Annotated in this window: 20 protein-coding genes; 12 read left to right on the top strand and 8 right to left on the bottom strand. The window is 60.4% G+C overall.

All coding sequences use genetic code 11. The features are described 5' to 3' along the window. Positions 1 to 23: 23 nt before the first annotated feature. Positions 24 to 761, bottom strand: a complete 738-nt coding sequence (locus A6U87_RS18170) for an EF-hand domain-containing protein (protein WP_065692694.1) — start codon at positions 759 to 761, stop codon at positions 24 to 26. 457 nt (positions 762 to 1,218) lie between these two features. Here A6U87_RS18170 and A6U87_RS18165 point away from each other — a divergent pair, with 457 nt between their 5' ends. The 6 genes from A6U87_RS18165 (at position 1,219) to A6U87_RS18140 (ending at position 8,071) form a co-directional block, all read left to right on the top strand. Next, complete coding sequence (locus tag A6U87_RS18165; RefSeq protein ID WP_065692693.1) at positions 1,219 to 2,109, top strand: substrate-binding domain-containing protein; 891 nt, start codon at positions 1,219 to 1,221, stop codon at positions 2,107 to 2,109. 112 nt (positions 2,110 to 2,221) lie between these two features. Beyond that, complete coding sequence (locus A6U87_RS18160; protein WP_065692692.1) at positions 2,222 to 3,739, top strand: sugar ABC transporter ATP-binding protein; 1,518 nt, start codon at positions 2,222 to 2,224, stop codon at positions 3,737 to 3,739. Further along, positions 3,736 to 4,698, top strand: coding sequence for an ABC transporter permease (locus tag A6U87_RS18155; protein WP_065692691.1), 963 nt, complete (start codon positions 3,736 to 3,738; stop codon positions 4,696 to 4,698). The genes A6U87_RS18160 and A6U87_RS18155 overlap by 4 nt, the downstream gene beginning before the upstream one ends. 22 nt (positions 4,699 to 4,720) lie before the next feature. Beyond that, positions 4,721 to 5,665 (top strand): sugar kinase, encoded by a 945-nt coding sequence (locus A6U87_RS18150; RefSeq protein ID WP_065692690.1) that lies wholly within the window; start codon positions 4,721 to 4,723, stop codon positions 5,663 to 5,665. 1 nt (position 5,666) lies between these two features. Further along, on the top strand, positions 5,667 to 6,947 hold the full coding sequence (locus tag A6U87_RS18145) for a D-tagatose-bisphosphate aldolase, class II, non-catalytic subunit (RefSeq protein WP_065692689.1): 1,281 nt from the start codon (positions 5,667 to 5,669) through the stop codon (positions 6,945 to 6,947). Between the two features lie 107 nt (positions 6,948 to 7,054). Further along, positions 7,055 to 8,071: a LacI family DNA-binding transcriptional regulator gene (locus tag A6U87_RS18140; RefSeq protein WP_065692688.1), complete on the top strand. Its 1,017-nt coding sequence runs from the start codon at positions 7,055 to 7,057 to the stop codon at positions 8,069 to 8,071. A 67-nt stretch (positions 8,072 to 8,138) separates the two neighbouring features. Here A6U87_RS18140 and A6U87_RS18135 read toward each other — a convergent pair whose 3' ends face one another. Further along, the gene (locus A6U87_RS18135; protein WP_065692687.1) at positions 8,139 to 8,849 is read right to left on the bottom strand and encodes an SDR family oxidoreductase; all 711 of its coding nucleotides are present in this window, start codon (positions 8,847 to 8,849) and stop codon (positions 8,139 to 8,141) included. A gap of 83 nt (positions 8,850 to 8,932) precedes the next feature. On the opposite strand from A6U87_RS18135, the gene A6U87_RS18130 reads away from it, so the two are divergent. Further along, complete coding sequence (locus A6U87_RS18130) at positions 8,933 to 9,853, top strand: LysR family transcriptional regulator (RefSeq protein ID WP_065692686.1); 921 nt, start codon at positions 8,933 to 8,935, stop codon at positions 9,851 to 9,853. 89 nt (positions 9,854 to 9,942) lie between these two features. On the opposite strand, the gene A6U87_RS18125 is transcribed toward A6U87_RS18130, so the two are convergent. Beyond that, positions 9,943 to 10,371, bottom strand: coding sequence for a plastocyanin/azurin family copper-binding protein (locus A6U87_RS18125; RefSeq protein ID WP_065692685.1), 429 nt, complete (start codon positions 10,369 to 10,371; stop codon positions 9,943 to 9,945). Positions 10,372 to 11,460: 1,089 nt separating this feature from the next. On the opposite strand from A6U87_RS18125, the gene A6U87_RS18120 reads away from it, so the two are divergent. Then, positions 11,461 to 14,322, top strand: coding sequence for an IPT/TIG domain-containing protein (locus A6U87_RS18120; RefSeq protein WP_158007286.1), 2,862 nt, complete (start codon positions 11,461 to 11,463; stop codon positions 14,320 to 14,322). Positions 14,323 to 14,417: 95 nt separating this feature from the next. On the opposite strand, the gene A6U87_RS18115 is transcribed toward A6U87_RS18120, so the two are convergent. Together A6U87_RS18115 and A6U87_RS18110 are read right to left on the bottom strand one after the other, a co-directional pair. Beyond that, the gene (locus A6U87_RS18115; protein ID WP_083199535.1) at positions 14,418 to 15,623 is read right to left on the bottom strand and encodes a DUF3422 domain-containing protein; all 1,206 of its coding nucleotides are present in this window, start codon (positions 15,621 to 15,623) and stop codon (positions 14,418 to 14,420) included. A 235-nt stretch (positions 15,624 to 15,858) separates the two neighbouring features. Continuing rightward, complete coding sequence (locus A6U87_RS18110; protein ID WP_065692682.1) at positions 15,859 to 18,246, bottom strand: hypothetical protein; 2,388 nt, start codon at positions 18,244 to 18,246, stop codon at positions 15,859 to 15,861. 128 nt (positions 18,247 to 18,374) lie between these two features. Here A6U87_RS18110 and A6U87_RS18105 point away from each other — a divergent pair, with 128 nt between their 5' ends. Then, a complete protein-coding gene (locus A6U87_RS18105; protein ID WP_065692681.1) occupies positions 18,375 to 18,869 on the top strand; it encodes an Lrp/AsnC family transcriptional regulator in 495 nt (164 codons plus the stop codon). Positions 18,870 to 18,906: 37 nt separating this feature from the next. Here A6U87_RS18105 and A6U87_RS18100 read toward each other — a convergent pair whose 3' ends face one another. The 3 genes from A6U87_RS18100 to A6U87_RS18090 all read right to left on the bottom strand — a co-directional run bounded on the left by A6U87_RS18100 (position 18,907) and on the right by A6U87_RS18090 (position 21,726). Further along, positions 18,907 to 19,128 carry a hypothetical protein gene (locus A6U87_RS18100; protein WP_065692680.1) on the bottom strand — a complete coding sequence of 74 codons (222 nt, stop codon included), beginning with the start codon at positions 19,126 to 19,128 and terminating at the stop codon, positions 18,907 to 18,909. Between the two features lie 126 nt (positions 19,129 to 19,254). Beyond that, positions 19,255 to 20,481, bottom strand: a complete 1,227-nt coding sequence (gene eis, locus A6U87_RS18095) for an enhanced intracellular survival protein Eis (protein ID WP_083199533.1) — start codon at positions 20,479 to 20,481, stop codon at positions 19,255 to 19,257. A gap of 111 nt (positions 20,482 to 20,592) precedes the next feature. Then, positions 20,593 to 21,726 (bottom strand): LLM class flavin-dependent oxidoreductase, encoded by a 1,134-nt coding sequence (locus A6U87_RS18090; protein WP_065692679.1) that lies wholly within the window; start codon positions 21,724 to 21,726, stop codon positions 20,593 to 20,595. Positions 21,727 to 22,307: 581 nt separating this feature from the next. Between A6U87_RS18090 and A6U87_RS18085 the strand changes: the two genes are divergently transcribed. From A6U87_RS18085 to A6U87_RS18075, 3 genes are read left to right on the top strand one after another with little or no spacing between them, the layout of a single operon-like run. After that, the gene (locus A6U87_RS18085; protein WP_065692678.1) at positions 22,308 to 24,065 is read left to right on the top strand and encodes an ABC transporter substrate-binding protein; all 1,758 of its coding nucleotides are present in this window, start codon (positions 22,308 to 22,310) and stop codon (positions 24,063 to 24,065) included. A gap of 5 nt (positions 24,066 to 24,070) precedes the next feature. Continuing rightward, positions 24,071 to 25,684 (top strand): ABC transporter ATP-binding protein, encoded by a 1,614-nt coding sequence (locus tag A6U87_RS18080; RefSeq protein WP_065692677.1) that lies wholly within the window; start codon positions 24,071 to 24,073, stop codon positions 25,682 to 25,684. Next, positions 25,674 to 26,606: an ABC transporter permease gene (locus A6U87_RS18075; RefSeq protein ID WP_065692676.1), complete on the top strand. Its 933-nt coding sequence runs from the start codon at positions 25,674 to 25,676 to the stop codon at positions 26,604 to 26,606. The genes A6U87_RS18080 and A6U87_RS18075 overlap by 11 nt, the downstream gene beginning before the upstream one ends. Positions 26,607 to 26,608 lie beyond the last annotated feature (2 nt).

The following is a 26,608-nucleotide window of genomic DNA, read 5'->3' as shown; positions in this document are numbered from 1 at the left end:
AGCGCGAACTGGCCTGTTCTGCGTCATATGCTGAGGAGTTCCTCGGTGGTGCTGCCGGTATAGTCATCGGCATAGCTGAATGGCGAAGCCAATGCCTTTTGAATGGCAGAGGTGAACTGCTCTTCCGTCAGCGATCCGCTGCTCTCGGTGTCGAGGCTTTCGAACAGGTCGGACGCCTGCGGCTCACTCATGTCATCAGGCCGCGCAGCAACGAACTCAGCTTCGCTGACCGTACCGTCGCCATCGGTGTCAAGCGCCGAAAACGCTTCCGACAGGTCATCGTCGCTTGGCATCGGCGGCGGCGGAGGCGGCTGTGAAGGGCGCTGCATGAGCTCGGCCAAAGCGTCGGTCGACAGCGATCCGGTGCCTTCCGTGTCAAAACTCGAAAACAGGGCGGACGCCTGGTCTTCGCTGACATCAGACGGCCGCGCCGCGACGAATTCCGCCGCGGTGATGCTGCCGTCACCGTCAGTATCCATCGAGGAGATCATGTCCTGCTGAGGATTGCTCTCTGAATTGCTGCTGTCGGTCGATCCACCGCTCTGCAGGTTGAGAATGAGCGACATCAGCTGCGAAATCAGTGTCGCGGCGGCATTGGAATAATCGGTATCGCTGTCATCGGTGCTCGAGGATGTCGAACTGCTGCAACCGGTATTCGACGACAACAGCGACGAGACGGAACCGGAACTGTCCGTCGAACTCGTGGACGTCGTCAGGTACTGGCGGTAACTGCTACTTGATACGGATGAGATGCTTGTCACGGGGGGCGCTCCGGCAAAGGCGTGAGAAGGACATGCGTCGAATGGTTCGCCGACGCGACAACAGCACCAATTCATCGGTGAACGCTTAAGTATTTATGAGAACCATCAGTACTGTAATTAATTGCGGCCCAAGCTTGTGCGAACATTGCGAGGCGTTGGGCTATCAATTGCCCCAATCCAATGCGCAGTTCACAAGGCTATGCGACGTCGCTGACGCCATGAGCACGAACCCGGTGCCACGGGCGAAAAGCCCCTTCACTGCTTGATTCTTGAGCCATGCCGAACCACGGCCTGGCGCTGATTGAGAGTTGGCCTAACCACAATTAATTTTACGCGCAAATATTTTAAAATTGACGCGCGCAAAGTTTGATGATGAATAGGCGACGTCGGTTGGCGAGGAGGCCGCCAATGTCGACGGTCTGCCAACTGGCCTCATTCAAAGTTCCGGGAGGAAATCTTGCTCATTTCTCGTTTCGCAAAGTCGCTTTTGGTATCCGCCGCATTCGTGATTGCTGCCGCCGGCGCCCATGCCGAAGGTATTGGAGCGTCCCTGTTGACGCAGCAGCATCCGTTCTACAACGAACTCGCCAAGGCGATGACGGCAGAAGCGAAAGCCAAGAACGTTCCGCTCGAAATCTCGATCGCCAATCAGGATCTCAACAAGCAGCTCGCCGACATCGAAGACTTCATCGTCAAGGGCGTCGATGTCATCGTCATGTCTCCCGTTGACAGCAAGGGCGCGCTCGCTGCCGTCATGCGCGCACAGGCCGCTGGGATCAAGGTCATCACGGTCGACGTTCCGGTCGAGGGCGCTCAGGTTGCTTCCTACATCGGCACCGACAACTATGCAGGTGGCGTGAAGGCTGGCGAACTGATGGCCGAGCAGCTCGGCAACAAGGGCAACGTCGCGATCATCGACTACCCGTTGGTCCAGTCCGTCGTCAACCGCGTCAACGGCTTCAAGGAAGCCATTGCCAAGCACCCCGACATGAAGATCGTGTCGATCCAGACCGGCATCACGCGCGCTGAAGCGCTTGCCGTCGCACAGAACATGCTGCAGGCAAATCCCGACATCAACGGCATCTTCGGCTTCGGCGACGACGCAGCGCTTGCCGCCGCTGTCGCAGTCAAGTCCGCCAACCTGTCGGGCAAGGTAAAGGTCATCGGCTTCGATGGCATGCCTGAAGCGCTCGGCGCCGTGGACAAGGATCCCGACATGGTCGGCGTCATCCAGCAGTTCCCCGATCAGATGGGCAAGCTGGCTGTCGACACCGCGATCAAGGTCTCGGCTGGCGAGACGGTTCCTGCCGAGCAGCCGATTGTCCCAGGTGTCTACACCAAGAAGTAAGTCTGTCGTTTAAACGCCCTCCCAAGGCGCCTCGCTCAAGGGCGAGGACTGCTTGCCCCGGCGGCTTGCTCACACGAGCCAGGCCGCCGGGAAGCAGGTGAAAGGTGATGACATGGATAATACCGGCGATGCCGCCATTCTTGAGATCAAGAATGTAACGAAAGTCTTCGGCGCGGTGACTGCGCTGAAAAACATGCAGCTGACGGTTCGGCCCGGGCGCGTTCATACGATCCTCGGCGAAAACGGCGCCGGCAAGTCGACCCTGATGAAGATACTTGCAGGTGTCTACCAGCCGACCACGGGCGACATCAGGCTTGATGGCAAGCCCTACGCGCCGGCCAACCCCCAGGACGCCGCAAAAGCCGGTCTCACGATCGTGTTCCAGGAACTCAGCCTGTGCAACAACCTGACGGTTGCCGAGAATATCCTGGCGACCCGCGAGCCTTCCAAGGCTGGCTTCATCAACGACAAGGCACTGGCACGCAGAGCAGCAGCGATCGTTGCGGACCTCAAGTTGCCCGTCTCGGTCGACGACAAGGTGGGGGATCTCTCGATTGCCCAAAGACAGCTTGTAGAAATCGCCAAGGGTCTCAGCGTCGATGCCAAGGTCGTCATCCTCGACGAGCCCACGTCATCCTTGAGCGACAGCGAAGCCGAGATCCTGTTCGACATCATCGCGCGGCTGAAAGCGCGCGGCGTGGCGATCATCTACATCTCGCACCGCATGGAAGAAATCATGCGGCTCAGCGATGACATCACCGTCGTTCGCGATGGCAGCTACATCACGACGCGTGAAAAGAAGGACGCGACCATCGAGGCGCTGATTGCGATGATGGTCGGTCGCGACATGAACGAGATCTACCCGCCTCGCGACGTGCCCGCGCCGGAGCAGACCGCGCCGGCCGTTCTTGCGGTCAAGAACCTGTCGCGCGCGGAAGAATTCGAAAACATCTCGTTCGACGTGCGAGCCGGGGAAATCGTCGGCTTCTTCGGCCTGATCGGGTCCGGCCGCTCCGAGGTCATGAACGCTCTCTTCGGAATGAAACAGATCTCCGGCGGATCCATCGCCATCGACGGCGTTGAGATCGACATTGGCTCGCCCGTCGAGGCGATCAATCGCGGCATCGGCTTCGTCACCGAAAATCGCAAGGAAGAGGGGCTGGTCCTCAGCCACAGCGTCGAAGCCAATATTTCGATGGTGGCGCTGAAGCACTATGCGAACCCGCTTGGCTTCCTCAAGCGGAGAAGCGAACGCAACGCGGCTCTGGACGAGGTGAAGCGCCTGGCGATCAAGACGGCTTCGCTTGATACCGCCGCAGGATCCCTTTCGGGCGGCAATCAGCAGAAGATCGTGCTGGCCAAGTGGCTGCTCACGAAACCCAAGATTCTGATCCTCGACGAACCGACGCGCGGCGTCGATGTCGGGGCCAAATTCGAGATCTACAAAATCATTCGCCAGTTGGCGGCGCAGGGCACCGCGATCGTGCTCATTTCCTCCGAACTTCCTGAGATCATCGGCATGAGCGACCGCGTCGTCGTCATGAGCGAGGGTCGCACGACGGCGACAATGTCGCGCGACCAGATTTCTCCGGAGACCATCATGAGCTTTGCGACGGGAGTTGTATCATGAGCGAGAAGACTGCAGCCAACGCTGCCTTTGTGAAAGTGATGAAGCAGTATGGCGGCATATTCCTGTCGCTGATTGTCCTGTGCATCATCTTCTCCGTCATGAACCCGAGGTTCATGTCGGTTGCCAATTTCCTCAACGTGCTCCAGCAGGTGGCTGTCATCGCCATTGCCGCTTTCGGCATGACCTGGGTAATCCTGCTTGGCGAAATCGACCTGTCGATCGGCTCGATCATCGCGCTCGCCGGCATGGTCGCAGCGCAATGTTTCGCCTTCGGGCTAGGCTTCCTGCCGACGTTCGTGCTCACCCTCATCGCCGGCGCCGTTCTCGGTCTGGCCAATGGCGTGCTGACCGCAAAGTTCCTGCTGCCCTCATTTATCGTCACGGTGGCGACGATGGGCATCTATCGTGGTCTCGTCAGCCTGCCGACCAACGGTGCGCCTGCGATGATCACCGATGCAACGTGGACGGCAATCGGCACGCAGAGCTTTGTCGGCATCCCGATCGTGATCTGGTTCGTGGCCATCTTGTTTGTCTTCAACCACGTGCTGCTGAGCAAGACGACCTTCGGTCGCCGTGCCTACCTCACCGGTGGCAACCGCGAGGCCGCGCTCTACTCCGGTATCAAGGTCGATCGCCTGAAGATCATCATCTTCATGATTTCCGGCGTCATGGCTGCCATCAGCGGCATCCTCCTGTCGTCGCGCCTGTTCTCAGCGCAGACCAATGCCGGCATGAGCTACGAACTGGACGCGATCGCCGCGGCGGTCCTCGGCGGCACAAGCCTTTCGGGTGGCGTCGGCACGATGATCGGCACGCTGATCGGCGCATTGATCATTGGTGTGCTCAACAACGGCATGAACATGCTGTCGGTACCGTATTTCTACCAGCTCATCGTCAAGGGCGTGGTCATCCTCATTGCCGTCGGGCTCGACGTCCGCGCCAAGCGGGCCAAGCAGTAATTTCAATCCAAGCGGTATTTCCATGTCGAAAATCCTGACCATCGGCGAGATCCTCGTCGAGATCATCGCCACGAACCGCGGCAACGGCTTTCGCGAAGCCGTTCCGCTGATCGGTCCCTTTCCGTCTGGCGCGCCGGCGATCTTCATCGATCAGGTCGGCAAGCTTGAACAGGACTGTGCCATCATCTCGCGCGTCGGCGACGATGATTTCGGCTGGGTGAATATCGACCGCCTGACCACCGATGGCGTCGATGTCTCCGGCATCGACGTTGTGCCGCAGGGCACAACCGGCAGCGCCTTCGTGCGATATCGCGAAGACGGAAGCCGCGCCTTCGTCTTCAATATCCGTCACAGCGCCTGTGGGGTGATCGATCTCTCGGACAAGATGCTCGCACTCATCGACAGCTGCACGCACATGCACGTCATGGGGACGGCGCTTTATGCCCCAAGTGTTGTCGCAAGCATCCTGACGGCCGTTGAACGCATCAAGGGTGCCGGCGGCACCGTGTCCTTCGATCCGAACCTGCGGCCGGAGATCCTCGACAGCCCCGGCATGCGCGAGGCCCTGCAGACCGTTCTGTCGAAGACGGACCTTTTCATGCCGAGCGGCGAGGAGCTGTTCCTGTTTGCTGAGGCAAAGACCGAGGCGGATGCCGTTGCCGAACTCCTTGCCAAGGGGATCAAGGCGATCGTCGTCAAGCGCGGCGCCAAGGGTGCCACCTACTTCGACAGCAAGACGACATTGAGCCTTGATGGCTTCGAGGTCGAAGAGGTCGATCCGACAGGAGCAGGAGACTGCTTCGGCGCGACCTTCGTCACCTTCTGGCTGCGCGGCGCGAGCCCGGCCGATGCGCTTCTCTACGCCAACGCCTCGGGCGCCCGTGCCGTCACCAGGGCCGGGCCGATGGAAGGCGCGTCCACCAAGGCGGAACTCGATTCCCTGATCAAACTGCAAGGTAAGGCCTGACATGCAACAGAGCTATCTCTCGGACATCGCATCGTGGCGCCAGCGCGCCGGCTCAAAGGGAATTCCGTCGATCTGCTCGGCGCATCCTGTTGTGATCGAAGCGTCGATGTTGCACGCATTGCGCCGCGGCGAATATCTCCTCGTCGAAGCGACTTGCAACCAGGTCAACCAGGACGGTGGCTATACCGGCATGACGCCAGCCGATTTTCGCGCCTTCGTTGAGAAGATCGCGGCCAAGACCGGCTTTCCGCTTGAGAAGCTTATCCTTGGCGGCGACCATCTTGGGCCCAACCCATGGAAGAGCCTGCCCGCAAGCGAAGCGATGGAAAAGGCCAAGGTGATGATCAAGGCCTATGCCGAGGCCGGCTTCACAAAACTCCATCTCGACACCAGCATGGGATGCGCCGGTGAGCCCGTCGCCCTTCCGGATGTCTTGACCGCCGAACGCGCCGCCAGCCTGGCTGCTGTTGCCGAAGCCGCGCTTGACGGCTCTGCCGGCATCAAGCCGGTCTACATCGTCGGCACCGAGGTACCGATCCCGGGCGGTGCCATGGAAGAACTCGAGGTTCTCGAAGTCACCAAGCCGGACGCGGCACGCGAAACCATTGCCGTGCATCGCAAGGCATTCGAAGCAGCCGGCGTCGGATCGGCATTCTCGCGCGTCGTCGCGGCGGTCGTCCAGCCGGGTGTCGAATTCGGCAACGAGAACGTCATCGCCTATGAGCCGGAAGCGGCCCGCGCACTCAGCGCGACGCTGTCAGATGTGCCAGGATTGGTATTCGAAGCGCATTCGACCGACTATCAGACGCAGGCAGCGCTGCGCCAGCTCGTGCTCGACGGCTTTGCCATCCTCAAGGTCGGGCCCGGGCTTACCTTTGCCCTTCGCGAAGCACTCTACGGCCTCGATCAGATCGCCGCCTTCCTGTTCCCTGGCAAGCGCAAGGAAACACTCGTTTCGATCATCGAGCGCGTATTGACGCAGGAGCCGGGGAATTGGCAGAAATACTATCACGGCTCCATGGATGAACAGCACCTGCAGCGCCATTTCAGCTACAGCGACCGTATCCGCTACTACTGGCCGCACCCGGAAATCAATGCCGCAGTCAGCGAGCTCCTCGCCATTCTTGAGGGCGTCGAGATCCCCGAAACCTTGATCAGCCAGTACCTGCAGGGCAACTATCCCGCCGTGCGCGACGGCCGGGTGAAGCCACAGGCCCAGGATCTGGCGCTCGCCGCCGTCGACCGCGTCCTCGACGACTACTTCACAGCCTGCCGCGCCTGATCGGACGCGGCTTGCGCCTTGCCAGAAGTTTTGGTTGATAACTCGAATAGTTTAAATCGATTGACACGGGGGTGGACGCGAATTTGTCAGATAAACCCATCAGAACTATGGAAGACTTCTCCGAGTTTGTGGGCTTGTCGCGCCCGACGGTCTCGAAGTACTTCAGCGATCCGGCGTCTGTCCGGCGGAAGACCCGTGACATCATCGAGGCTGCACTCAAGCAGAGTGGGTTTCGACCCAACCTCTTTGCGGTAAACCTCAACCGCAGACGCAGCAACATCATCGGGATCATCATCCCGAATTCGACCGATCCATTCTACATGGCCCTGACCCGGCGCGTGGAGCTGATTGCGAATGCCGCCGGTTTTCTCGCCTTCGTGCTGTCTTCCGACGGCAACGCGGAGATGGAGGCGCGCGCCATCGAGACGCTGAAGTCGATGAACGTCGCCGGTGCCATCATTGCCCCGCTGGGCGTGCAATCCCAGCACAAGACGCTGCTCTCGCTCTCTGCCTCGATCCCGCTCATCTTCGTCGATTCACCCCTGGATGATGTTTCGCCCTTTGTCGGCACCAACAATCGCCAGAGCTTCCAGCTGATCGTCGACTACCTGTGTCGCTCTGGCGAACCGCCCTGCTATCTCGGCATGCCGCCGGTAAACACCAATGCCGTCACGCGCGCCTCGGCTTATGGGGAGGCCATGTCGCAGCTGCGAATGGAGCCCATCGTGCTTCCGATCGGCAAACCAACGGACTGGGACTTCGAGAAGTTCGGCTATGAGGAGACGACCCGCATCCTCCAGGGCGGCGGCTTCCCGACATCGACGGTGTTGTGCGCAAACGATCGCATCGCCTTCGGAGCCATTTCGGCAGCCTATCATGCAGGGATAAAGGTCGGCCGGGCGGCCGGCAGCCAACTTCGGATAGCCGGGCACGACGATCACCCATTGTCGCGCTATGCCTGCCCACCGATCACCACCGTCGCCCAGAGCTACAATGAGATCGGTCGCATCGCCATGCAGCTGCTCTTGCGGAAGCTTGGCGAAGAGGATGACGAAACCAGCGGCTCGGCGCTCGATGAGCAGGTGCTGCTGAACGCAGAGATCATCCTGCGCGAATCGGCATAAGGCCGCTGCCCGCGAAGCGGGCACCGGCACCATTTCAGAAAAGTGAGTTGACGCCGCCGACGCTGCGTTAGCGGAAGGTATAGCCGCCGTCGCAGAAGAGCGTGCTGCCGGTGACATTGGTATTGTCGAGAAGGAACAGCGCGGCGTGCGCCTGTTCTTCCGACGTCGCCGGTCGCCCGACAATGCAAAGCTTCTTCCAGTAGTCATATGCCGGTTCGCGGACGCTATCGGGCCGATTGCGCCAGAGCTCGCTGTCCGTGGTCCCCGGGGAAAGGCAATTGACCCTGATCGGGTTGAGCTCGATCGCCAGACCCCGCGCAAGTCCTTCCAGCGCCGAATTGCAGGCGGCGTAGGCCGGTGCGCCGATCGGCCGAACGGAGGCAGCACCAGACATGAGGACGACCGATGCCTCCGGCAGGAGATGCCGAAGGGCTGCGTGCACCGCCCAGTACTGGCCCCAGAATTTCGCCTTGAACAACCCCTCGCTTGTTTCCAGGTCGCCGTCGGCAAAGCTGCCGGTCGCATAGGACGCGGCCGGGGTAAAAAGACCTGACAGGGCTGGCCCTTCGGAGAAGAAGCGCTGCAGCGATGAACGGTCGGTGATGTCGACGGTGACGCCGGAGGCGTTCGGCCCCAGCGCCGTCAGTGCTTGGCCAAGACGCTCGGGGGAACGTCCGCCAAGGACGACGCGATCGCCTCGATCGACAAGATTGCGGGCGAGGGCAAATCCGATACCGGACGTTCCCCCGATGATGGCATAGGTACGATTGTTGTTCATGCTCTCAACCTAACAAGGCCCAGGCTTCCGCAAAAACACCAAATATTCCTTCAATTGATGACATCATTTCGCTAATAGGAACCATGCGACACCAACCCGGCGATGACATCCGCGTATTCCTGGCCGTCTGCGAGGCGGGAAATTTTGTCTCGGCCTCCACCAGGCTCAGGCTTACCTCATCGGCAGTGGCGAAGGCCATTGCCCGCCTGGAGGACAGATTGGGCACGAGGCTTTTCCAGCGTACGACACGCCGCGTGAGCCTGACGGAGGAAGGTCGGATCTACCGGGATGTCTGCAGCCGCGCGCGCCTTGATATCGAGCAGGCCGAGGCGACGATCTCTGGGCTTGGCCGCGAGCCGGCCGGCAAGCTCCATGTTACGCTTCCGCCATTGTTTGGTGCTGAGGTCGTTGCCCCGGCGCTCTATGAGTTGTGCAGGCAGTACCCTGGCCTGGAGTTGGAAATCTCCACCTCGACAGAGGCGGTCGATCTCCCGGGGGAGGGGGTCGACCTAGCCGTGAGGATCGGCGAACTTCCCGATGTGACCGGCTTGATGGCGCGACGACTTGGCACGCAGGATATCGTCCTATGTGGCTCTTCGACATATTTCGAAAAGCGCAAGCGGCCTGTCGATCCCGGCGATCTGTCGGGTCACGAGATCATCGGCGCGCCGGGGAACGGAAGGCCCGCTCCATGGCAATTCCGACACCCCGATGGCAAGCTGGTAAGCTGGGAGCCGAAGGCAAGACTGCTGCTTGACGGGAGCCTGTTGGCGCTTACCGCGATCCGGGGCGGACACGGGCTTGGCCTCTTGCCACGCTGGCTGGTCCAGGACGATCTCGACACCGGGCTGCTTTTATCTGTCCTTGACGATCACATTGCCGGCCACCGTCCCGTGCATGTGATCTGGACAGCGTCGGCAGTCATGCTCCCGCGCCTGCGCGTGGCCATCGATGCCATTGTGAGGGTTAGCCGGCCTTTGCTGCTGGGCAGCAAGCATGGCTAAGTCAGGAGCACAAGGATGTAACCGCTGTGAAAAAGGCGCCGCGGCCTTCACGGGCCGCGGAGCCTTGATGTGCCCATATTACAGCTGGCTTATTCCGTGACCGTCAGAGCGGCATGCATGCCGGCCTCGTAGTGGCCCTTGATATTGCAGAACAGGAGGTAGGAGCCCGGCTTCAGCTTGGCTTTCAGCTTGCCATCCGCACCAGGCTTCAGGTCCGACACTTCACCGAGGCTTTTCAGCTTATTCTCGTCGATGCGATGCTTCGACTGAACAACCGGGATCGTCTGGTCCGCAGACTTGAGCTTGACCAGCACCATTTCGTGTTCCTCTGTCATAGCATCGTTGTGAACCGAGAAAACAACGTCACCGGCCTTCACGGTCGGCTGGTCCAGCGAGATTGTCATGGGTCCACCGCCTTCGCCGTTTTCCATCACCTTGACCGTAGAGGTCGCAGCAAATGACGGAGAAACAAGAGAAATCAGAGCGAGTGCAGTCAGCGTATTTCGACGAAATGACATACCGTTGATCCTTTAAATGCCAGCCCGATCCGCGATCTAGCGGCTCTTGCTGACGGACAACTGAATGTCATGTATTACGCTCGCCGGCCCGAGAAGCCGAGCGCTGGCGATAAACAGCTGGGCAACGGCGCCCATCCCCGGTTGAACGCGCCCCCTACAAGGGCCGCAGGCAATTGAGACGCTGTGGACATAGATTTCTCGAGCCGCATTACCGAACAGATACGTTTCCTTGGTAAAAAAATGCGTCTTTGGAGTAACATCCAATCAAAGACGCGACGGAATATATCGCGCATAGCGTGAATTAAGTGGATATTTTCTTCTATAGCCCTGATTAAAGATTCGGGAGGGGGCAATGCTGAAGGCGGATCTTTGCGATCCGACGAGGCGTCATTTCATCGCAATGCGATCGTTGCGCAGCAAGCGCATATCCCGCGCCGACATTTTAGATACCGATAGTCAATTTTTGACACAAAAGTGATAGATATTAAGATGTTGCCAAGAGTAGCTCGTGCCGCATTCACGTTCCTTGCCATCATGAGCGCCATGTTGGCGGCGCCCTTCCGGTCAGTTCGAGCAAGGTTCCCGCGCACTGGGTATGGTGCTCATTTGGGGCGACTAGCCCGACAAACGGCATCGCTCTGCAGCGGAGCAATTGCGCGGATTCGCCGGACCGTCGCGGTATTTTTATTAACTTCATTGCTGACGCCAGGCCTGGCATTGGCGTCTTCCGGTTGTGACGCCGTCAACAGTCTTTGGTCGTCGGGAGTCACGTACGCGAACCAGCTCGAGTTCTGGCAGAACATGGATTTCGCGCCAGGCGACGTAATCAATTACAGCGTGCAAACTACGGGGAGCACAAATGATTACAACTCGAATAAGTACATGGGCGGTGGATTCGCCATCTACAAAGACAGCGAACACACCATAATCTATGAGGAATATGCCGGGGCGGGTCGTGAAATCTCTCTATCGCAATCCTATACTGTTCCGGAACCGGCAGGAAACTACTACAATATTTACCCGTGGTCCGGATCTAGCGGCGCCACGGTCACCTTGACGGCCACATGCGCCGCCGCTCCTGGACCAATCTTGAGCGGAATTACACCAGCTACTGGCAATGAGGCCGGCGGCACGTCGGTAACCATAACCGGCACTCACCTTTCTGGCGCGACAGCAGTCACTTTCGGCGGAACCGCGGCCACAAGCTACACAGTTGACAGCGCCACACAGATCACCGCAACGACACCCGCCCACGCGGCCGGTTCCGTGGACATTGTCGTCGCCACGCCAGCTGGCAGCGGGACACTGACGAGTGGGTTCACCTACCTCGGGCCGCCCATCGCCTCGAACGTGACCGCGACGGTCCCGGCGAACGCGGCCACGCCGATCACGCTAAACCTCTCGGGCGGCACGGCGATCTCTGTCGCTGTGGCGTCGGCCGCAAGCCACGGCACCGCAACTGCATCGGGAACCACGATCACATATACCCCGGCGCCCGGCTACTCCGGCCCGGACAGCTTCAGCTACACAGCGACCAATGAGTTCGGCACGTCTACCGCCGCCACGGTCACCATTACAGTCATTCCTGCAACTCCGACAGTGAGCAGCATCTCTCCGGCCTCCGGCACCACGGCGGGAAACACGTCGGTTACGATCACCGGCACCAGCTTATCGGGCGCCACCGCCGTGACCTTCGGCGGAACCGCAGCAACCAGCTACACGGTCAACAGCCCTACGCTGATCACGGCAACGACGCCCGCCCACGCAGCTGGTGCTGTCGATGTCGCCGTCACCACCCCGGGTGGCAGTGCGATACTTAGCAACGGCTACACCTTTAGCGCTCCAACAGTGCCCGGCGCACCGACGATCGGCACGGCTACGGCGGGCGATGAACAGGCCTCCGTTACCTTCACGGCGCCGGCAACCAACGGCGGTTCGGCGATCACCGGGTACACGGTCACGTCCAACCCGGACGGCATCACGGGCTACGGCGTGGCAAGCCCGATCACCGTGGCGGGGCTAGCAAACGGCACCAGCTATAGTTTTACCGTGACAGCCAGCAACAGCACCGGCATGGGCGCAGCGTCGGCGGCATCGAACTCGGTCACGCCGTCCAATCTGGCCGCGCCCTTGGCGGGCAACGTCAACGCCACGGTAGCAGCCAATTCGACTGCCAACCCTATCACCCTCAATCTTTCGGGCGGCGCTGCCACATCCATTGCCGTTGCATCAGGGCCATCGCACGGCACGACGAGCGTGTCTGGAACCACGATCGCCTATACGCCGACGACCGGCTACTCCGGTTCGGACAGCTTCACCTACCATGCAACGAATGCCACCGGCACATCCGCACCAGCGACGGTGACGATTACAGTCTCCGCCCCCGCTATAACCTTGTCGCCTGCGGGCGGAGCGCTGACCGAGGCGATGGCCGGTGAAGACTATAGCCAGCCGATCACGACGACAGGCGGCGTAGCGCCGGTGATCTACAGCCTTGCATCCGGAGCCTTGCCGGACGGCCTGACGCTGAACATCTCCACCGGAACGCTCACAGGACCGCTGGCAGCCGGCAGCGAAGGAGATTACTCCTTCACCATCCAGGCAAGGGACAATACCGGCGCCATCGCGGTCGCGAGCTACACTCTGAAGGTTAAGCCCAACGAGGTCACCGCCCCAGACAAAGTCGTGAACGTCCCAGCCGGATCAACGCCCCCTGATGTCTATCTCAACCGCGGTGCGACGGGCGGCCCGTTCGTCTCCGCAAATGTGAATTCGGTGGAACCTGCCAATGCAGGCACCACGGCCATTGTTCGCGGCGTTGTTGCCCAGGCCGGGCCGGTTACGCCGGTCGGCTGGTATCTGCAGTTCACGCCCAACCCCGCCTATTCCGGACAAGTCCGCGTTCGCTATACCCTAACCAATGCCTCCGGCGCTTCCAGTTCAGGATTTGTGACCTACAATCTCAGCTATGATCCGGCCGAGGTCGCGTCGCAGATCGACCAGCTCGTGCATGACTTCGTGCGGGCGCGCCAGAACATGATCTCTTCGTCAATCAAGGTTCCCGGCCTGCTGGAACGCCGACAGATGGAACAGGCAACGGATCCCGTCAGCGCCCGCATGATGCCCTCCGAGAACGGCTTGACCGTCGGCTTCTCGACCAGCTTCGCGCAGCTGAGGGCGACCGGCGGCGATCCGGATGCGGCTGAGGCTCCGTTCAATATCTGGATCGACGGTGCGTTTCTCGCACACAGCGGCGGGGAGGGGAGCGATAGCAAATGGGGCAGCTTCGCCCTTCTCAACCTCGGAGCGGACTATCTGCTATCAGAAAAGGCGCTGGTCGGACTGTCTTTCCACTACGACCGAACGACGGACCCGACGGACGAAGACGCCGAACTGACCGGCAACGGGTGGCTTGCGGGTCCCTATGCCTCGCTCGAACTGGGCAAGAACGTCTTCTGGAATGCCAGCATGCTCTACGGTGGCTCCTCCAACGATATCGACACGGCATTCTGGGACGGTACCTTCGACACGCAGCGCTGGATGATTGACACCTCGCTTGAGGGACAGTGGACGCTTGACGAGGACACCGTACTGACGCCGAAGCTTCGGGCAGTCTACTTCTCCGAAAAGGTGGATGATTACACCGTCAGGAACAGCGGCGGCGACGCGCTCACGATTGACGGCTTTGACGAGGAACAGTTCCGCCTCAGCCTGGGAGCCGAAATCGCGCGATCCTTCACACTCGAAAGCGGGGCCACGCTGACGCCAAAGCTCGGCCTGACCGGAGGCTTCTCCGGGCTCGACGGTTCCGGCGCGTTCGGGTCGGCCACCGCCGGTCTGACCCTGCAGACCATGGACATGTGGATGCTTGAAGCAAGCCTGCTTTTCGACATCGAGGGTGACGGTGAAAAATCCGCAGGCGGTCGGGTCGGCGCAAGCAAACGGTTCTGACGCGCAGGGCGAACCGAGGCGGTGACACAGTGACATTTCACCGCCGGCGGCATGTGCGGACGATCAGCCGATTTAAACGATGAGCGCGTGAGCCTCTACGCCGTTTCAAGTGCATGCTTGACCCGCCACACCGCGATGAACACGGCGCAGATCACGATCGGGATCGACACCAGCATGATCAGCGGGCTGAGGTGATAGCCGGCATGGTCCAAGGTCTCGAAGCCGGTCTTCAGCAGGCTGAGGAGGTAGTAGCTGATTGCGATGATCGAAAAGCCTTCAACGGCCCTTTGAATCTTCACCTGCGTCGCTGCGCGATCGGCCATGGCCTGGATCTGAACGGCGTTCTGGTATTCGATCTCCACTTGTATCCGCGTCTGCAGGAGATCGATCAGATGCATGGTCGCGTGGGATAGCTTGTCCAGGCGCACTGCAGTGGCTGCGCATGTGCGAACTGCGGGCTTGAACCGGCGTGCGACGAATGTGCCGTACCGCTGAAACCCTTCAACGTGCGTTTCGCGCAATTCCGCAATGCGTTCTTCCACGATCTGCGCGTAAGCAGCCGTTGCGCCAAAGCGATTTCGTGTTGCCGCAGTTGCCGAAATGATCTGCGACGAGAGCGCGGTGATTTCATCCAGCAGCGCCTTGTGCTCGGACGAGGGCGTGGCCACATTGCGATCTGTCAGTTCCACAAGCTTCGAATCGAACCGGTCGAGCCGCGGCGCAAGCCGGCGCGCTTCGGGCAGTCCAAGCAGCGCCATCGAGCGGTAGGTTTCGATTTCATAGATCCGCCGGACCATTCTACCCAGCCGATAGGCGTTCAAGTCCTTGTTGAACAGGATAACGCGGCTTGCTTGATCGGCCCGCACGCGAAAGTCTGAGCATATCTGCGCAGCTCCGCCCCCGACAGACGAGGCTGCGGTATCTCCAAACCCAAAGGCCCTCAGAGTCTGCCCGAGGTTCGAAGGAGCCGGACCGGCGACAAGAATTGACGTCCTGCAGACGAGCTCGGCCCCTGGTGCGCCGGCGAGCCGCTGCGCCTCTGACAGCGAAAGGCTTTCACCGGGCCACTCGGTGGCTTCCGTGTCGAGCTCCCTGACAACGGTGAGGGTAACAAACTCCGTATGATACTCGACCTGCCTGTGAATCTTTTCGCTTTGGCCGACCGTGGATGCGACCGCATTTGCCGTTTCATGCAGCCCCGATCGCTCAACCGGCATGAGAGCAATGTGCTCGACGAGCGCCGGACCATTGAAATAGATCGACGGTCGAGCATGTAGCTCTGAATTGAAATTCTCAGACATCTGATCCGCCCCCAACGTTACCGGCATCAGACCGCTTAGCAAGACAGGGATCGGTTGGCCAAATCTTTTAGCCGCTGCGACCCCATGTCACCCACACTACATCGAAAAGTTCGCGCGGGGTGGCAACCCGGGTTCCTGGCTAACCCCGGTGTGACAGACTTCAACGGGTTTGGCGTCATCCATGGACGAGCAGCCTTGCCGACCGCTCGTCCAGGCTTAGCCCAAGTCAGCTGACCTATACTGCGGTCGGCAAACGCCGGCCACGTACGCTTGCGTCAGCAGCGTCCATGATGGAAGCCGCGTCTATCCCGAAATGCGCGTAGAGATCGGCGATCGTACCGGTTTGTCCGAAATGCTCGACCCCGAGACTGGTCGTGGCATGCCCGTGCACCGAACCGAGCCAGCCGAGCGTGGCGGGATGCCCGTCCGTGACCGTGATCAGGTGCGCATGCTCGGGAACTTGTGCCAACAACCGTTCGGCGTGGCTCTGGGCCTGAGCGAAGCCGTGCCGACGGGCCCTCTGGGCAGCAGTCCAACCGGCGTTCAGCCGGTCGGACGACGTCACCGCCAGCACCGCAACGTCGCGGTGTCGCTCCGCAAGCCGGCCCGCCGCCATCAGGACTTCGGGCGCCACGCAGCCCTGATAGGCGAGCACGAGCCGCGTATTGTAACTCGGTTCGCGAAGCCAATAGGCTCCGTCGACGACACCTCTGCGGAACTGCGCCCCATCCCGTCGCATCGGCTGTTCGAGCGGGCGGGTTGTCAGCCGAAGATAAACGGAGCCTCCGGCCTCGTCGCGCAACCACGTGTGTGGGTCGTGATCGTTCTTTCCCTCGCGCTGCATATAGTCGAAAGACCAGTCCATGATGATCGACAGCTCGTCGAGGAAGGCCGGCTCGAAACTTGCCAGTCCATCCTGGCTCATCCCGATCAACTGCTGCCCGATGGACTGGTGGGCGCCGCCCTCCGGCGCCAGCGTGACCCCCGAAGGCGTGCCCACGATCATGAAGCGCGCATCCTGGTAGCAGCCGTAGTTCAACGCATCGAGCCCGCGTGCGATGAAGGGATCGTAGACCGTGCCAATCGGGATCAATCGCTCTCCGAACAGCGAATGCGAGAGCCCCGCAGCAGCGAGCAGCAGGAACAAATTCATCTCGGCGATGCCAAGTTCGATGTGCTGTCCGCTAGGTCCGAAGGCCCATTTCTGCGTCGATGGCACCTTCTCGTCCTGGAAGGTGTCGGCTCGCGGGGCACGCGCGAAAAGCCCCCGTCGGTTGACCCAGGGACCGAGATTGGTCGAAACGGTGACATCAGGGGCTGTGGTCACGATGCGGTTCGAAAAATCATCGTCGCGTCGCGCCATGGTGTCGAGGATCTTTCCGAACCCCGCCTGCGTCGACAGCTCACGATCATCAAGGAAGACCGGGCCCTGTGAACCGATCTTGGCCGAGGCGTAGCGCCGCGGGCCTTTCGCGAAAAACGGCACCGACTCCAGGTAGGTTTTCACAGGGGCCGGATTGTCGATCGCCCCGAACAACTCCCATTCCCGTCCCGGCGCCACGCCGACACGCTCCTGGAAGTGCTCCATCTGTGCCTTCGTCATCAAGCCGGCGTGGTTGTCCTTATGGCCGGCGAGCGGGGTGCCCCAGCCCTTGATGGTATAGGCAAGAAACACGGTCGGGCGATCGTGATCGATCTCCGCGAAGGTGCGGACAAGCGTATCGAGGCAATGGCCCCCAAGGTTGCTCATCAGCGCGGAGAGCTCATCGTCGGTCCGCGCGCTGAGAAGGCGGCTGACATCTCCCTGATCGCCGATCTCGTCGTTGAGGCGCTTGCGCCATGCCGCGCCACCTTGAAAGGCGAGCGCCGAGTAGAGTTGGTTCGGGCAGCGGTCGATCCAGTCGCGCAATGCCTCCCCGCCGGGCTCGCGGAAGGCCGCCTCCTGCATTGCGCCGTAGCGCAGAACTTTCACGTCCCAGTCGAAGGCCTTGAAAATCGTCTCGATCCGCTTCCACAATCCTTCATGCACAATGCCATCAAGGCTTTGGCGATTGTAGTCGATGATCCACCAGGTGTTGCGCAGGTCGTGCTTCCAGCCTTCCTGCAGGCATTCGTAGATATTGCCCTCGTCAAGTTCGGCATCGCCAACGAGCGCGACCATTCTCCCGTTCGGGCGTGTCGTGGCGAAAGGCTTGGTGGCAATGTAATCCTGAATGATCGAGGCAAAGGCGGTGATCGCGACACCGAGACCGACAGAGCCGGTGGAGAAATCCACGTCGTCAATGTCCTTGGTGCGGCTCGGGTACGACTGCGCTCCACCGAAGCCACGAAAATTGACGAGCTGCTCGCGTGTCTGGTTGCCCATCAGATACTGGATGGCGTGGAATACCGGCGAGGCATGCGGCTTCACCGCAACCCGGTCCTGCGGCTTCAGCGTATGGAAATAGAGCGCCGTCATGATCGATACCAGCGAGGCGCACGACGCCTGATGCCCGCCAACCTTCACCTCGCCCTTTTCGCGAATGTGATTGGCGTTGTGGATCATCCAGCAGGCATGCCACAGGACCTGCTGTTCGAGATCTTTCAGGACACGCAGGTCTTCCCGCGACAAGGCACTCGTCATTGATGCTCCTCCTCCAGAACAATGACGGAAAGCTAGCATAGTGACCGGGGAAACTTTGGTCTTTCTCACTTGAGAAAAGCTCTCTTCTCGGTCAACTTCACCCCAACGACAGATCGAAGAGGTATTTCATGCCGGAAATTGCGTTTGACGCGGCAACGCTCAAGATCCTGGATCTCCTTCAGCAAAATGCGGACCTGAGCACGGCCGAACTCGCGACCGCCGCGGGTCTTTCGGCCTCACCGTGCTGGCGGCGTGTCAACGACCTGAAGGAGAATGGGGTCATCAAGGGGACGGTGGCATTGGTCGACGCCCAAGCCCTTGGACTTGCCGTCAACGTCTTCGTTCATATTTCCCTGAAGCAGCAGGACCGAGCCTCGCTTGAGGTTTTTGACCAAGCAGTCCGCTCGATGCCGGAGGTCATGGAGTGCTACCTGATGACCGGTGAATCTGACTACCTCCTGCGCGTGGTTGTCGAGGATCTCAGGAAGTACCAGTCCCTGGTGATCGACCGTCTGACGATCATCGAGGGTGTTGCGAGCATTCGATCGAGCTTCGCGCTCGGGCAGATCAAGTACACCACGGCGCTTCCGACGGATCATCTGCGCGGCAAGACCAGGATCTAGGTCCCAATCCGGCAATTGCCCGTCATTCGCTTCGCCATCACGCGTTCCGGCGAAGCGACGCCGCTTCGGCCAGGGTACTTCTGGCAAGCTCGACAATGGTCTTCTGGTCGCGAACGCCTTGCTTCCAGAGGGACATCAGCAAGGTCGCCACCTGCAAGACCTCGCGTCGATCCCGCTCGATTCCAGCTTCGCGGCACAGGATCTTGAGCGCCGAGTTGATCAGGCCGAGGTCGGCGATGGGTTCAATAGGGGCTGGCATATCTCAAGCTCGCACGGCACGTTCAATAAGTGAGGAAATATCTGATTCCCTCTCGGCGCGCCTCACCTGAATGATGCCACAGGCCAACGACCCGCAATTGCACGTCCTGCGAAGGGCCACCACGCACTAGAACGAGATCCCGGAGTGGGGCTTCAGATCCGTTGCGAACAGGAGGCTCAGTGCCTCGATCGTCGCCTGATCTGCCTGTACCCGGCCTGCTGCCGCAAGCGCCGTCGGGGGCTGTGCCCCAAACGCGAGTTCCGCGATCGTCTCCACCGACAGTTTCAATGACGGCCTCTCATCGGATCGCGTGGCGCCATCTGCCCCGATGGACCAGACGCCGTGGTTCGCCGCGATCAGCGGATCGTCAATCTGGATCACCACGCGGTCAGAGCCGCCAAATTTCCGAGCGTTCAGGAATTTTCCCAGGTCCAGCGGCCGTATCCAGCTCTCGTCGCGGAGTTCCGACGTCTGAACGGCACGTGGATTGTCGACGAGCACCGGTAGCGGATCATCCACGGGACGCGACGGCAGGATTACCTTGTGCAGGATATCTTGCGACAGGACATGGCCCAGCAATGCACGCCAGGCATCGCCGTCATACGCGATGAAATCATCGACGATCACGGTTCTTTGCGGCGAGGTGAACCAATTGTCGGACGGCTGGACATGGAATCTCAGATACCCGCGTTCGGCTCCCTCTGATCCCACGACGACCGCATAGTGCGGGACAGAAGACAATCTGGTTCGAAACTCCTGGATCGTCCACCAGGCGTCCCAGCGCACGAGCGTCGCAGCGCGCGAGGCGGGCGCGTTTTTGGCGATCCGGCGAAACAGGTCGAAACTTGCCAGGGCGTCAACGCGTCTCACATCGCCGCGACGTTCCGGAAAGAACTGCCCGCCATTGGAGAGGTCAACCTCCTGGCGCACGGACCAGGACGCAATGCCATAGCCATATCGGCCATATATCCGGGCGTCCGAGGCACGGAGGCCTGCCACGACGACGCCCTGTCGGTGAGCGCGGCGCAACTGCTCGGTCAGGAGATGGCGGGCAACCCCACGCCGCGTGTGCATAGGCGAGACGCCGACATGGGTCACGGCCAGATGGCTGACGAGATTGCCGCCTGGCAGCACGACAGCACTGTCGTAGCCATTGACCACGCCCTGGAGCTCACCGTTGATGAACCCACCAAGGGGCTCACCGCCTGCAAGATATGCGGTTTCGGCATCGGCGCTTGAGCGCGCGATATCGGGGATGCCCAGCATGGATTGCCGAAACAGAGCGAAGGCCTGGCGACGTCCTTCGTCGCCCGCAAGTGATCGAACCTCGACGTTCGCGATCCGGTCGGTCATCTGGATGTCTCCCGCCGGCACAGAAGGTCAACTTGGGAAGTGTCTGCGTGGAAATCGTAGGTTCTGGGCGTTGCGAAGCCGGATGACATCGAATGGTCCTTGAGATTTCAGTTAAACGGGAGCCAGAAGGCCACGCGATTTCAGAAGGGCGGCGGCGCCCTCGCCAAAATGCCATGCCTCTTCGAGGTGCGGCTGGCCCGAGAAGATGAAATGCTCGAAACCTGCATCGTGATAGGCTTGAATGAGGTCTGCGACCTGGCTGTGGCTTCCGACGAGAGCTGTGCCGGCGCCGCCGCGCACGAGCCCGTAACCTGACCAGACACCCGGATGGATCTGCAGGTCGCGTGCCGATCGCGGCAGGCTGTCGTGCCCCTGAAGAAGCGCCGACATGTGGCTCTGCCCAACGGACTCGGATTTGGATGCAAGGTCACGCGCCTTGGCAACCTGCTCCGGAGAAACCCAGCTGAGGAGTTTGTCTGCGACTGCCCAAGCCTCGCTCTCGGTGTCTCTGGAAATCACGTGCAGGCGAATGCCGAACTTCAGATGGCGGCCCTTCTTGGCAGCCCGGGCTTTCAGCGTTGCGATATTGTCCGCCTCAAGCTCGGGTTGACGGCCCCAGACGAGGTAGACATCCGCGTGCGACGTCGCGACCTCCGTCGCAGCGCTACTCGCCCCGCCAAAGAAGATCTCCGGGAGCCCATATGGATCGGCGCTGATGCGCGCATCGCGGATATCATAATGCTTTCCCTTGAAGGAAAAGGGCTCCTGCCTGCTTTCATCCGTAGCGCCGCGAAGCACCTGAATGAATTCCGCCGTGCGCTCGTAACGCGCATCGTGGTCGAGATGATCGCCAAAACGCGCCTGCTCGAAGCGATCGCCGCCGGTGACGACATTGAGCAGCAATCGGCCCTGCGTCACGCGTTGGAATGTCGCCGCCTGATGCGCGACGAGGGTTGGCGAAATCAACCCCGGACGAAAAGCGACGAGAAATTTTAACCGCGTCGTCTCGCGGGACAATGCCGCTGTTGCGATCCAGGCGTCTTCACACCAAGTGCCGGTGGGTGTCAGCACGGCGTGAAACGGCTGTGCTTCGGCGGCCCTTGCCACCTCGCCGAGATAGGAGAGGGTAGGTGGCCTGTGGCCACCCGCAAAATCTATGATGTGGCTGTCACTGCCGGAACCGGTCAGGCCGCGGCTGTCACCATTCGTCGGCAGATACCAATGCAGATGGATATTGCCGCTCATGCGCGCGTCTCCCGCTTGCTGCCCATGAGGCAATGGGCCCGCCTGAGGAGAGAGGAAGGAAAGGCACTGGCATTGGCGGTGTCACTCATACTGTTTCTCGGCGAGAGGGAAGGGACGCACGCCTTTTGCTCTTGCCGGTTCATTTCGGCACGGAGGCGATAAAGGCGCACGCGGATGCGGATTTCGGCAGGTGGATGAGCACGTCCGCGCAGAATGCAATTGGTCGAAAGGCCCGCCTACTAACTGCCGAATCCCACATTAATCTACATCATTCATAGATATGCTATAGATCGACACTGGAAGCGCAGCACGTTCATTCTAATTTCCGGCCCCGTGGCGAAATCCTCTGCCGCCAAAGCGCCGACCGGAAATGATTTTCGCCTCCAAGGCTCCGTCGGCGCGCCTCCTTCGGTGCATCTGGCGGCTCATTCCGGAACGATCGACCAGCAGCGTTGTTTCGCAGCCGGCACTGAAAACAGCCGAATATTTTCTTCGCGGAACCGAACTTTGGAAGTTTCCACCGTTTTCCGCGCACCGAATATCTATAAATCTTATAGAGATTATCAATAAAGGTCTCACCAATGACGCATTCCTTCTCCCGTTCTGCGACACGACTGGCAGCCTCTGCGCTTGCGATAAGTGCTGCGCTTTCGTCGCAAGCCTCGGCCGGCGAACCCAAGTACGGAGGCACCTTGCGGATTGCCTCCTTGCAGGCGGATCTCGACGCATTCGATCCATTGACGGGTTACAGCACTGATTCCTGGGAGGTTCTTCGCGCGGTCACGCGCCAGCTCGTCACCTACCCAGGCTCGCCGAAGGACATCAAGGACGACACGACGCTCGTTCCCGACCTCGCAAAGTCATGGGATATTACCGACGACGGCAAGACCTATACCTTCCACCTGAAGGACGACGTGTTCTTTTCCGGGCCAATCGAGCGCAAGATCGTTGCTAGCGATTTCGTCTACGATATCAAGCGCTTCTGCGATCCCAACAAGCAGGTCGCGGCAATCAACTATTTCAACCTCGCCATTTCCGGCTTCAAGGCCTACTGCGAGGCGTTCGCCAAGGTTCCGACCGGCGACCTCGCAGCCACCAAGGCATTCATCGACAGCCATGAAATCGCAGGCGTAAGTGCGCCCGACGAGAAGACGCTCGTCATCAAGTCCGACACGAAGAACTACGACTTTCTCAATATTCTTTCGATGAACTTCGTCTCGCCGCTGCCGCCCGAGGTCGCGTCGAAGTACTTCCCGGACTCTGCCGAGTTTCGCAAGAACTTCCCGTCAAGCGGTCCGTACTACGTGGACTCCTATCAGGATGGGCAGAAGCTGGTCCTGAAGAAGGCCAAGAACTTCAAACCGGAGAGCGACGAAGCCCGCAAGGCCTATGTCGACGAGATCATCGTCGACTTCACCGCCAACAGCGAAGACAGCATCGTCCAGAAGATCGAAGCGGGCGAGGCGGACCTCTCGCTCTATCTCGATACGCCGCCGCGCAGCGCCATCAAGCGCTTCCAGACGCAGAAGGCAGAACAGCTGCACTCGTCCAACAGCGGCGCTGCAAACTTCATTACCTTCAATGCCCGCCCAGAAGCCCAGAGCGACGGCGCAAATGCACTGCGCAAGCCAGAAGTGCGCCAGGCACTGACCTACGCCGTAAACCGGGCGCACCTCGTGCAGGTCCAGGGAGGTCCGATTGCGGCGGTTCCGCTGTCGCAGATCATCACCTCGACGATCCTTGGCTATGAACACTTCGATCCCTATCCGACGGAGGGTAGCAAGGGCGACAAGACAAAGGCCAAGGACCTTCTTGCGAAGGCCGGCTATCCGAACGGCGTGAAGCTCGACGCCATCTATCGTACCACCGCACAGTTTGAGGCAATCGCCGTTGCCGTGAAGGAAGATGTCGCGGCTGCCGGAATCGAACTCAATCTGATCCCGATCCCGCCCACACAGTGGTACGCGTTCATCCAGGACGCAAAGAGCAGATGGGATATCTCGCTCGGCAGCCAGTTCGCTCCCGACTGGCAGGGCCCAAGCACCCGCATGCTGCTTGGCGGCTGGCTGAACTCGGATGCATCGCCGTGCGGTACCGGCAACGTCAGTTCGATTTGCTACAGCAATATCGAGCTGAACAAGCTTGCAGCTGCGGCTTACCCCTCGGACGAGCCAGGCCCGATCTGGGCGAAGGCAGACAAGATCGTCTCTGCAGATCTGCCGTGGATCCCGTTGTTCGAGAAGCGAAAGATCGCCATCACCTCCGACCGCATTACGCACTGGGCGTGGTCGTCGCTGGCGGTGCAAGCCGACATCACCAATATCGCTGTCAAGAACTAAGCGTAATGAGCGTCTTTTCCGTTCGCGATTTGCAGGTTCGCTTTGGCGCCGTCGAAGCGGTGCGAGGTGCGTCATTTGATGTCGAGGCGGGAAGGACGCTGGCAATTGTCGGTGAATCCGGCTCGGGCAAGAGCGCCAGCCTTCTCGGGGCGGTTGGTCTCTTGCCTGCGTCGGCATCGGTCAAGGGTAGCGTCCTCTATCAGGGGCGCGAGATCCTCAGGGCGCCCTCGGCCAACCTGCGCGAGATCTGGGGGGCGCAGATCGGCTTCGTCTTCCAGGACCCTTTGAGCAATCTTCATCCCCTGAAGACGGTCGGCGATCAGATCGGCGAGGCGATATCGGCTCATCGCTCCATCAGTCGAAAAGAGAAACGCGAGCAGGTACTCGCGCTTCTCAACGACGTTGAAATTTCCAATCCGGCACAACGGTTCAGCGACTATCCACGGCATCTGTCGGGTGGAATGCGCCAGCGCGTCATGATCGCGATGGCAATTGCGCTTAACCCTAGCCTTGTCATCGCGGACGAGCCGACCACGGCCCTTGATGTAACCGTGCAGGCATCCATTCTCGAGCTGCTGAAACGGCTGCAGGAGCGGCATGGAACCGCACTCGTCTTCGTCAGCCACGACCTTGCCGTCGTCTCCGACATTGCCGACGACGTGGCGGTGATGCGCGACGGGCTTGTCGTCGAGCGCGCCTCTGCCGACGCGATTTATTCCAGCCCGACACATGCCTATACGCGCCAGTTGCTCAGCGCTGCACGGTTGGACGGCCCGAGACACTACACACAGTCCGTCTCGGCCAGTTCGCAGGAGACCCTGCTCGACGTCAATCGGCTCGGTCGGTCCTTTGTTGCACACCAGACGGTTCTCGAGGACGTGTCGTTCTCGATCGCCAAAGGTGAGATACTGGGATTGGTCGGGGAATCGGGCTCGGGAAAGTCAACCATCGGTCGCCTGATCGCTGGCCTGGACCGCCCGGACGCAGGGACAATCGCACTTGCCGGCCAACAATATGCGAAACCGGGGCGCGTCGGCCCGCTGACCGACGATCTGCGCCGAGCAATACAGGTCGTCTTCCAGGATCCCTACGCAAGCCTCAACCCCCGGCGATCCATCGAAGCCATTCTCTCTGACCCATTCGTGATCGCAGGCGAACGAGACCGCGCCCGGCTGAAACAGATGGTCCGGCAACTGCTGGCCGACGTCGAACTGCCAGAAGACATGCTGTCGCGCTTTCCCTCGCAGCTATCAGGAGGCCAGCGACAGCGCATTGCAATTGCGAGAGCCATCGCATCCCGACCGTCCCTCGTCGTTGCCGACGAGGCCGTTTCGGCGCTCGACATCACCACCCAGGTAAAGATCGTTGAACTTCTACGTCGTCTGCGCGATCGGCTTGGAACCTCGTTCCTGTTTATCTCCCACGACCTCGGCGTGGTCGGCGAGCTGTGCGATCGCGTCATCGTGCTGGAAAAGGGCCGGATCGTTGAGGCCGGTCCGACAAGACGGATCTTCGAACGCGCGGAACACGAATACACCAGACGCCTGCTCGCCTCGATGCCGGGTCGCAAACGTCAGTCGGAAAGCTTCATCTCCAAGGCGGCTTCGTATGGCCATTGACGTGATCGCAGAGCCCGCCCCTCGTAACTGGGCCGGCGACATTCTAGCATTGCTGTGGCGCGAGCGCAGCATACGCATCGGCGCCAGCATCGTTATCCTGATGCTTTCGGCGGCCCTCCTTGCGCCGCTGGCCGCGTTCTTGTCGGGGCATGGACCTACCGATCAGTTTCCTGATGTGGCGCTCGATGAGATGGGGCTGCCGGTGGGCCCGTCACTGGCGTTTCTGCTCGGTGCCGACGGAAACGGACGCGATGTGTTTATCCGCACGCTTTACGGTGCGCAGGTCTCGCTGCTTGTCGGAGTTCCAGCAACGACGGCCGCGATGATCATCGGAACCATCATCGGAACCATAAGTGGATTCTTCGCGGGCCGTGTGGACCGCATCGTCAGCCAGGCGATCGACGTGGCAATGTCGTTTCCGTTCGTCGTAACCGCCCTCAGCCTCCTGTCCCTCAATCGAGGCGATCAGGGCCTGCCGCTGATATCGCCAGTCCTCGTTGTCATCCTTGTGATCACATTGTTCTCGTGGACCTACTTCGCCCGCCTGAGCAGAGGCCTGGTGCTGGAGCTGCGATCAAGTCCGATGGTCGAGGCTTCGCTGGTTGTCGGGGCCTCGAAGGCACGGATCATCGTTCTCGATATTCTGCCGAACATCCTTCCAACATTGCTCGTGTATTGGGCAGTGCAGCTTCCAGCCAACATCGTAGCCGAAGCGACGCTGTCGTTTCTGGGGGTCGGCATCCAGGCTCCCGTGCCGAGCTGGGGCAATATGATCGCGGAAGCACAGAGGACCTCACTCTATCAGGACCAGCCATGGTTTCTGGCCGGTCCGGGCCTCGCGCTGTTCCTGACAGTGGTGGGTTTCAATACGCTGAGTGCGGGGTTGCGGTCCGTGCTCGATCCGCACCAGAGGCGCTCCTAGTC

It is taken from the genome of Rhizobium sp. AC44/96 (assembly GCF_001692185.1).
Classification (GTDB): domain Bacteria; phylum Pseudomonadota; class Alphaproteobacteria; order Rhizobiales; family Rhizobiaceae; genus Rhizobium.
The sequence above is the reverse complement of the archived record's forward strand: the minus strand, read 5'-3'. Positions and strand labels throughout refer to the sequence as shown.

What these genes read in the sequence shown, in the direction of transcription:
- A6U87_RS18105 (WP_065692681.1), top strand. Translation starts at nt 18,375, where the DNA reads ATGCCGGAAATTGCGTTTGACGCGGCAACGCTCAAGATCCTGGATCTC.
- A6U87_RS18150 (WP_065692690.1), top strand. Translation starts at nt 4,721, where the DNA reads ATGTCGAAAATCCTGACCATCGGCGAGATCCTCGTCGAGATCATCGCC.
- A6U87_RS18100 (WP_065692680.1), bottom strand. Translation starts at nt 19,128, where the DNA reads ATGCCAGCCCCTATTGAACCCATCGCCGACCTCGGCCTGATCAACTCG.
- A6U87_RS18085 (WP_065692678.1), top strand. Translation starts at nt 22,308, where the DNA reads ATGACGCATTCCTTCTCCCGTTCTGCGACACGACTGGCAGCCTCTGCG.
- A6U87_RS18155 (WP_065692691.1), top strand. Translation starts at nt 3,736, where the DNA reads ATGAGCGAGAAGACTGCAGCCAACGCTGCCTTTGTGAAAGTGATGAAG.
- A6U87_RS18140 (WP_065692688.1), top strand. Translation starts at nt 7,055, where the DNA reads ATGGAAGACTTCTCCGAGTTTGTGGGCTTGTCGCGCCCGACGGTCTCG.
- A6U87_RS18090 (WP_065692679.1), bottom strand. Translation starts at nt 21,726, where the DNA reads ATGAGCGGCAATATCCATCTGCATTGGTATCTGCCGACGAATGGTGAC.
- A6U87_RS18130 (WP_065692686.1), top strand. Translation starts at nt 8,933, where the DNA reads ATGCGACACCAACCCGGCGATGACATCCGCGTATTCCTGGCCGTCTGC.
- eis (WP_083199533.1), bottom strand. Translation starts at nt 20,481, where the DNA reads ATGACCGACCGGATCGCGAACGTCGAGGTTCGATCACTTGCGGGCGAC.
- A6U87_RS18115 (WP_083199535.1), bottom strand. Translation starts at nt 15,623, where the DNA reads ATGTCTGAGAATTTCAATTCAGAGCTACATGCTCGACCGTCGATCTAT.
- A6U87_RS18080 (WP_065692677.1), top strand. Translation starts at nt 24,071, where the DNA reads ATGAGCGTCTTTTCCGTTCGCGATTTGCAGGTTCGCTTTGGCGCCGTC.
- A6U87_RS18160 (WP_065692692.1), top strand. Translation starts at nt 2,222, where the DNA reads ATGGATAATACCGGCGATGCCGCCATTCTTGAGATCAAGAATGTAACG.
- A6U87_RS18075 (WP_065692676.1), top strand. Translation starts at nt 25,674, where the DNA reads ATGGCCATTGACGTGATCGCAGAGCCCGCCCCTCGTAACTGGGCCGGC.
- A6U87_RS18110 (WP_065692682.1), bottom strand. Translation starts at nt 18,246, where the DNA reads ATGACGAGTGCCTTGTCGCGGGAAGACCTGCGTGTCCTGAAAGATCTC.
- A6U87_RS18135 (WP_065692687.1), bottom strand. Translation starts at nt 8,849, where the DNA reads ATGAACAACAATCGTACCTATGCCATCATCGGGGGAACGTCCGGTATC.
- A6U87_RS18125 (WP_065692685.1), bottom strand. Translation starts at nt 10,371, where the DNA reads ATGTCATTTCGTCGAAATACGCTGACTGCACTCGCTCTGATTTCTCTT.
- A6U87_RS18145 (WP_065692689.1), top strand. Translation starts at nt 5,667, where the DNA reads ATGCAACAGAGCTATCTCTCGGACATCGCATCGTGGCGCCAGCGCGCC.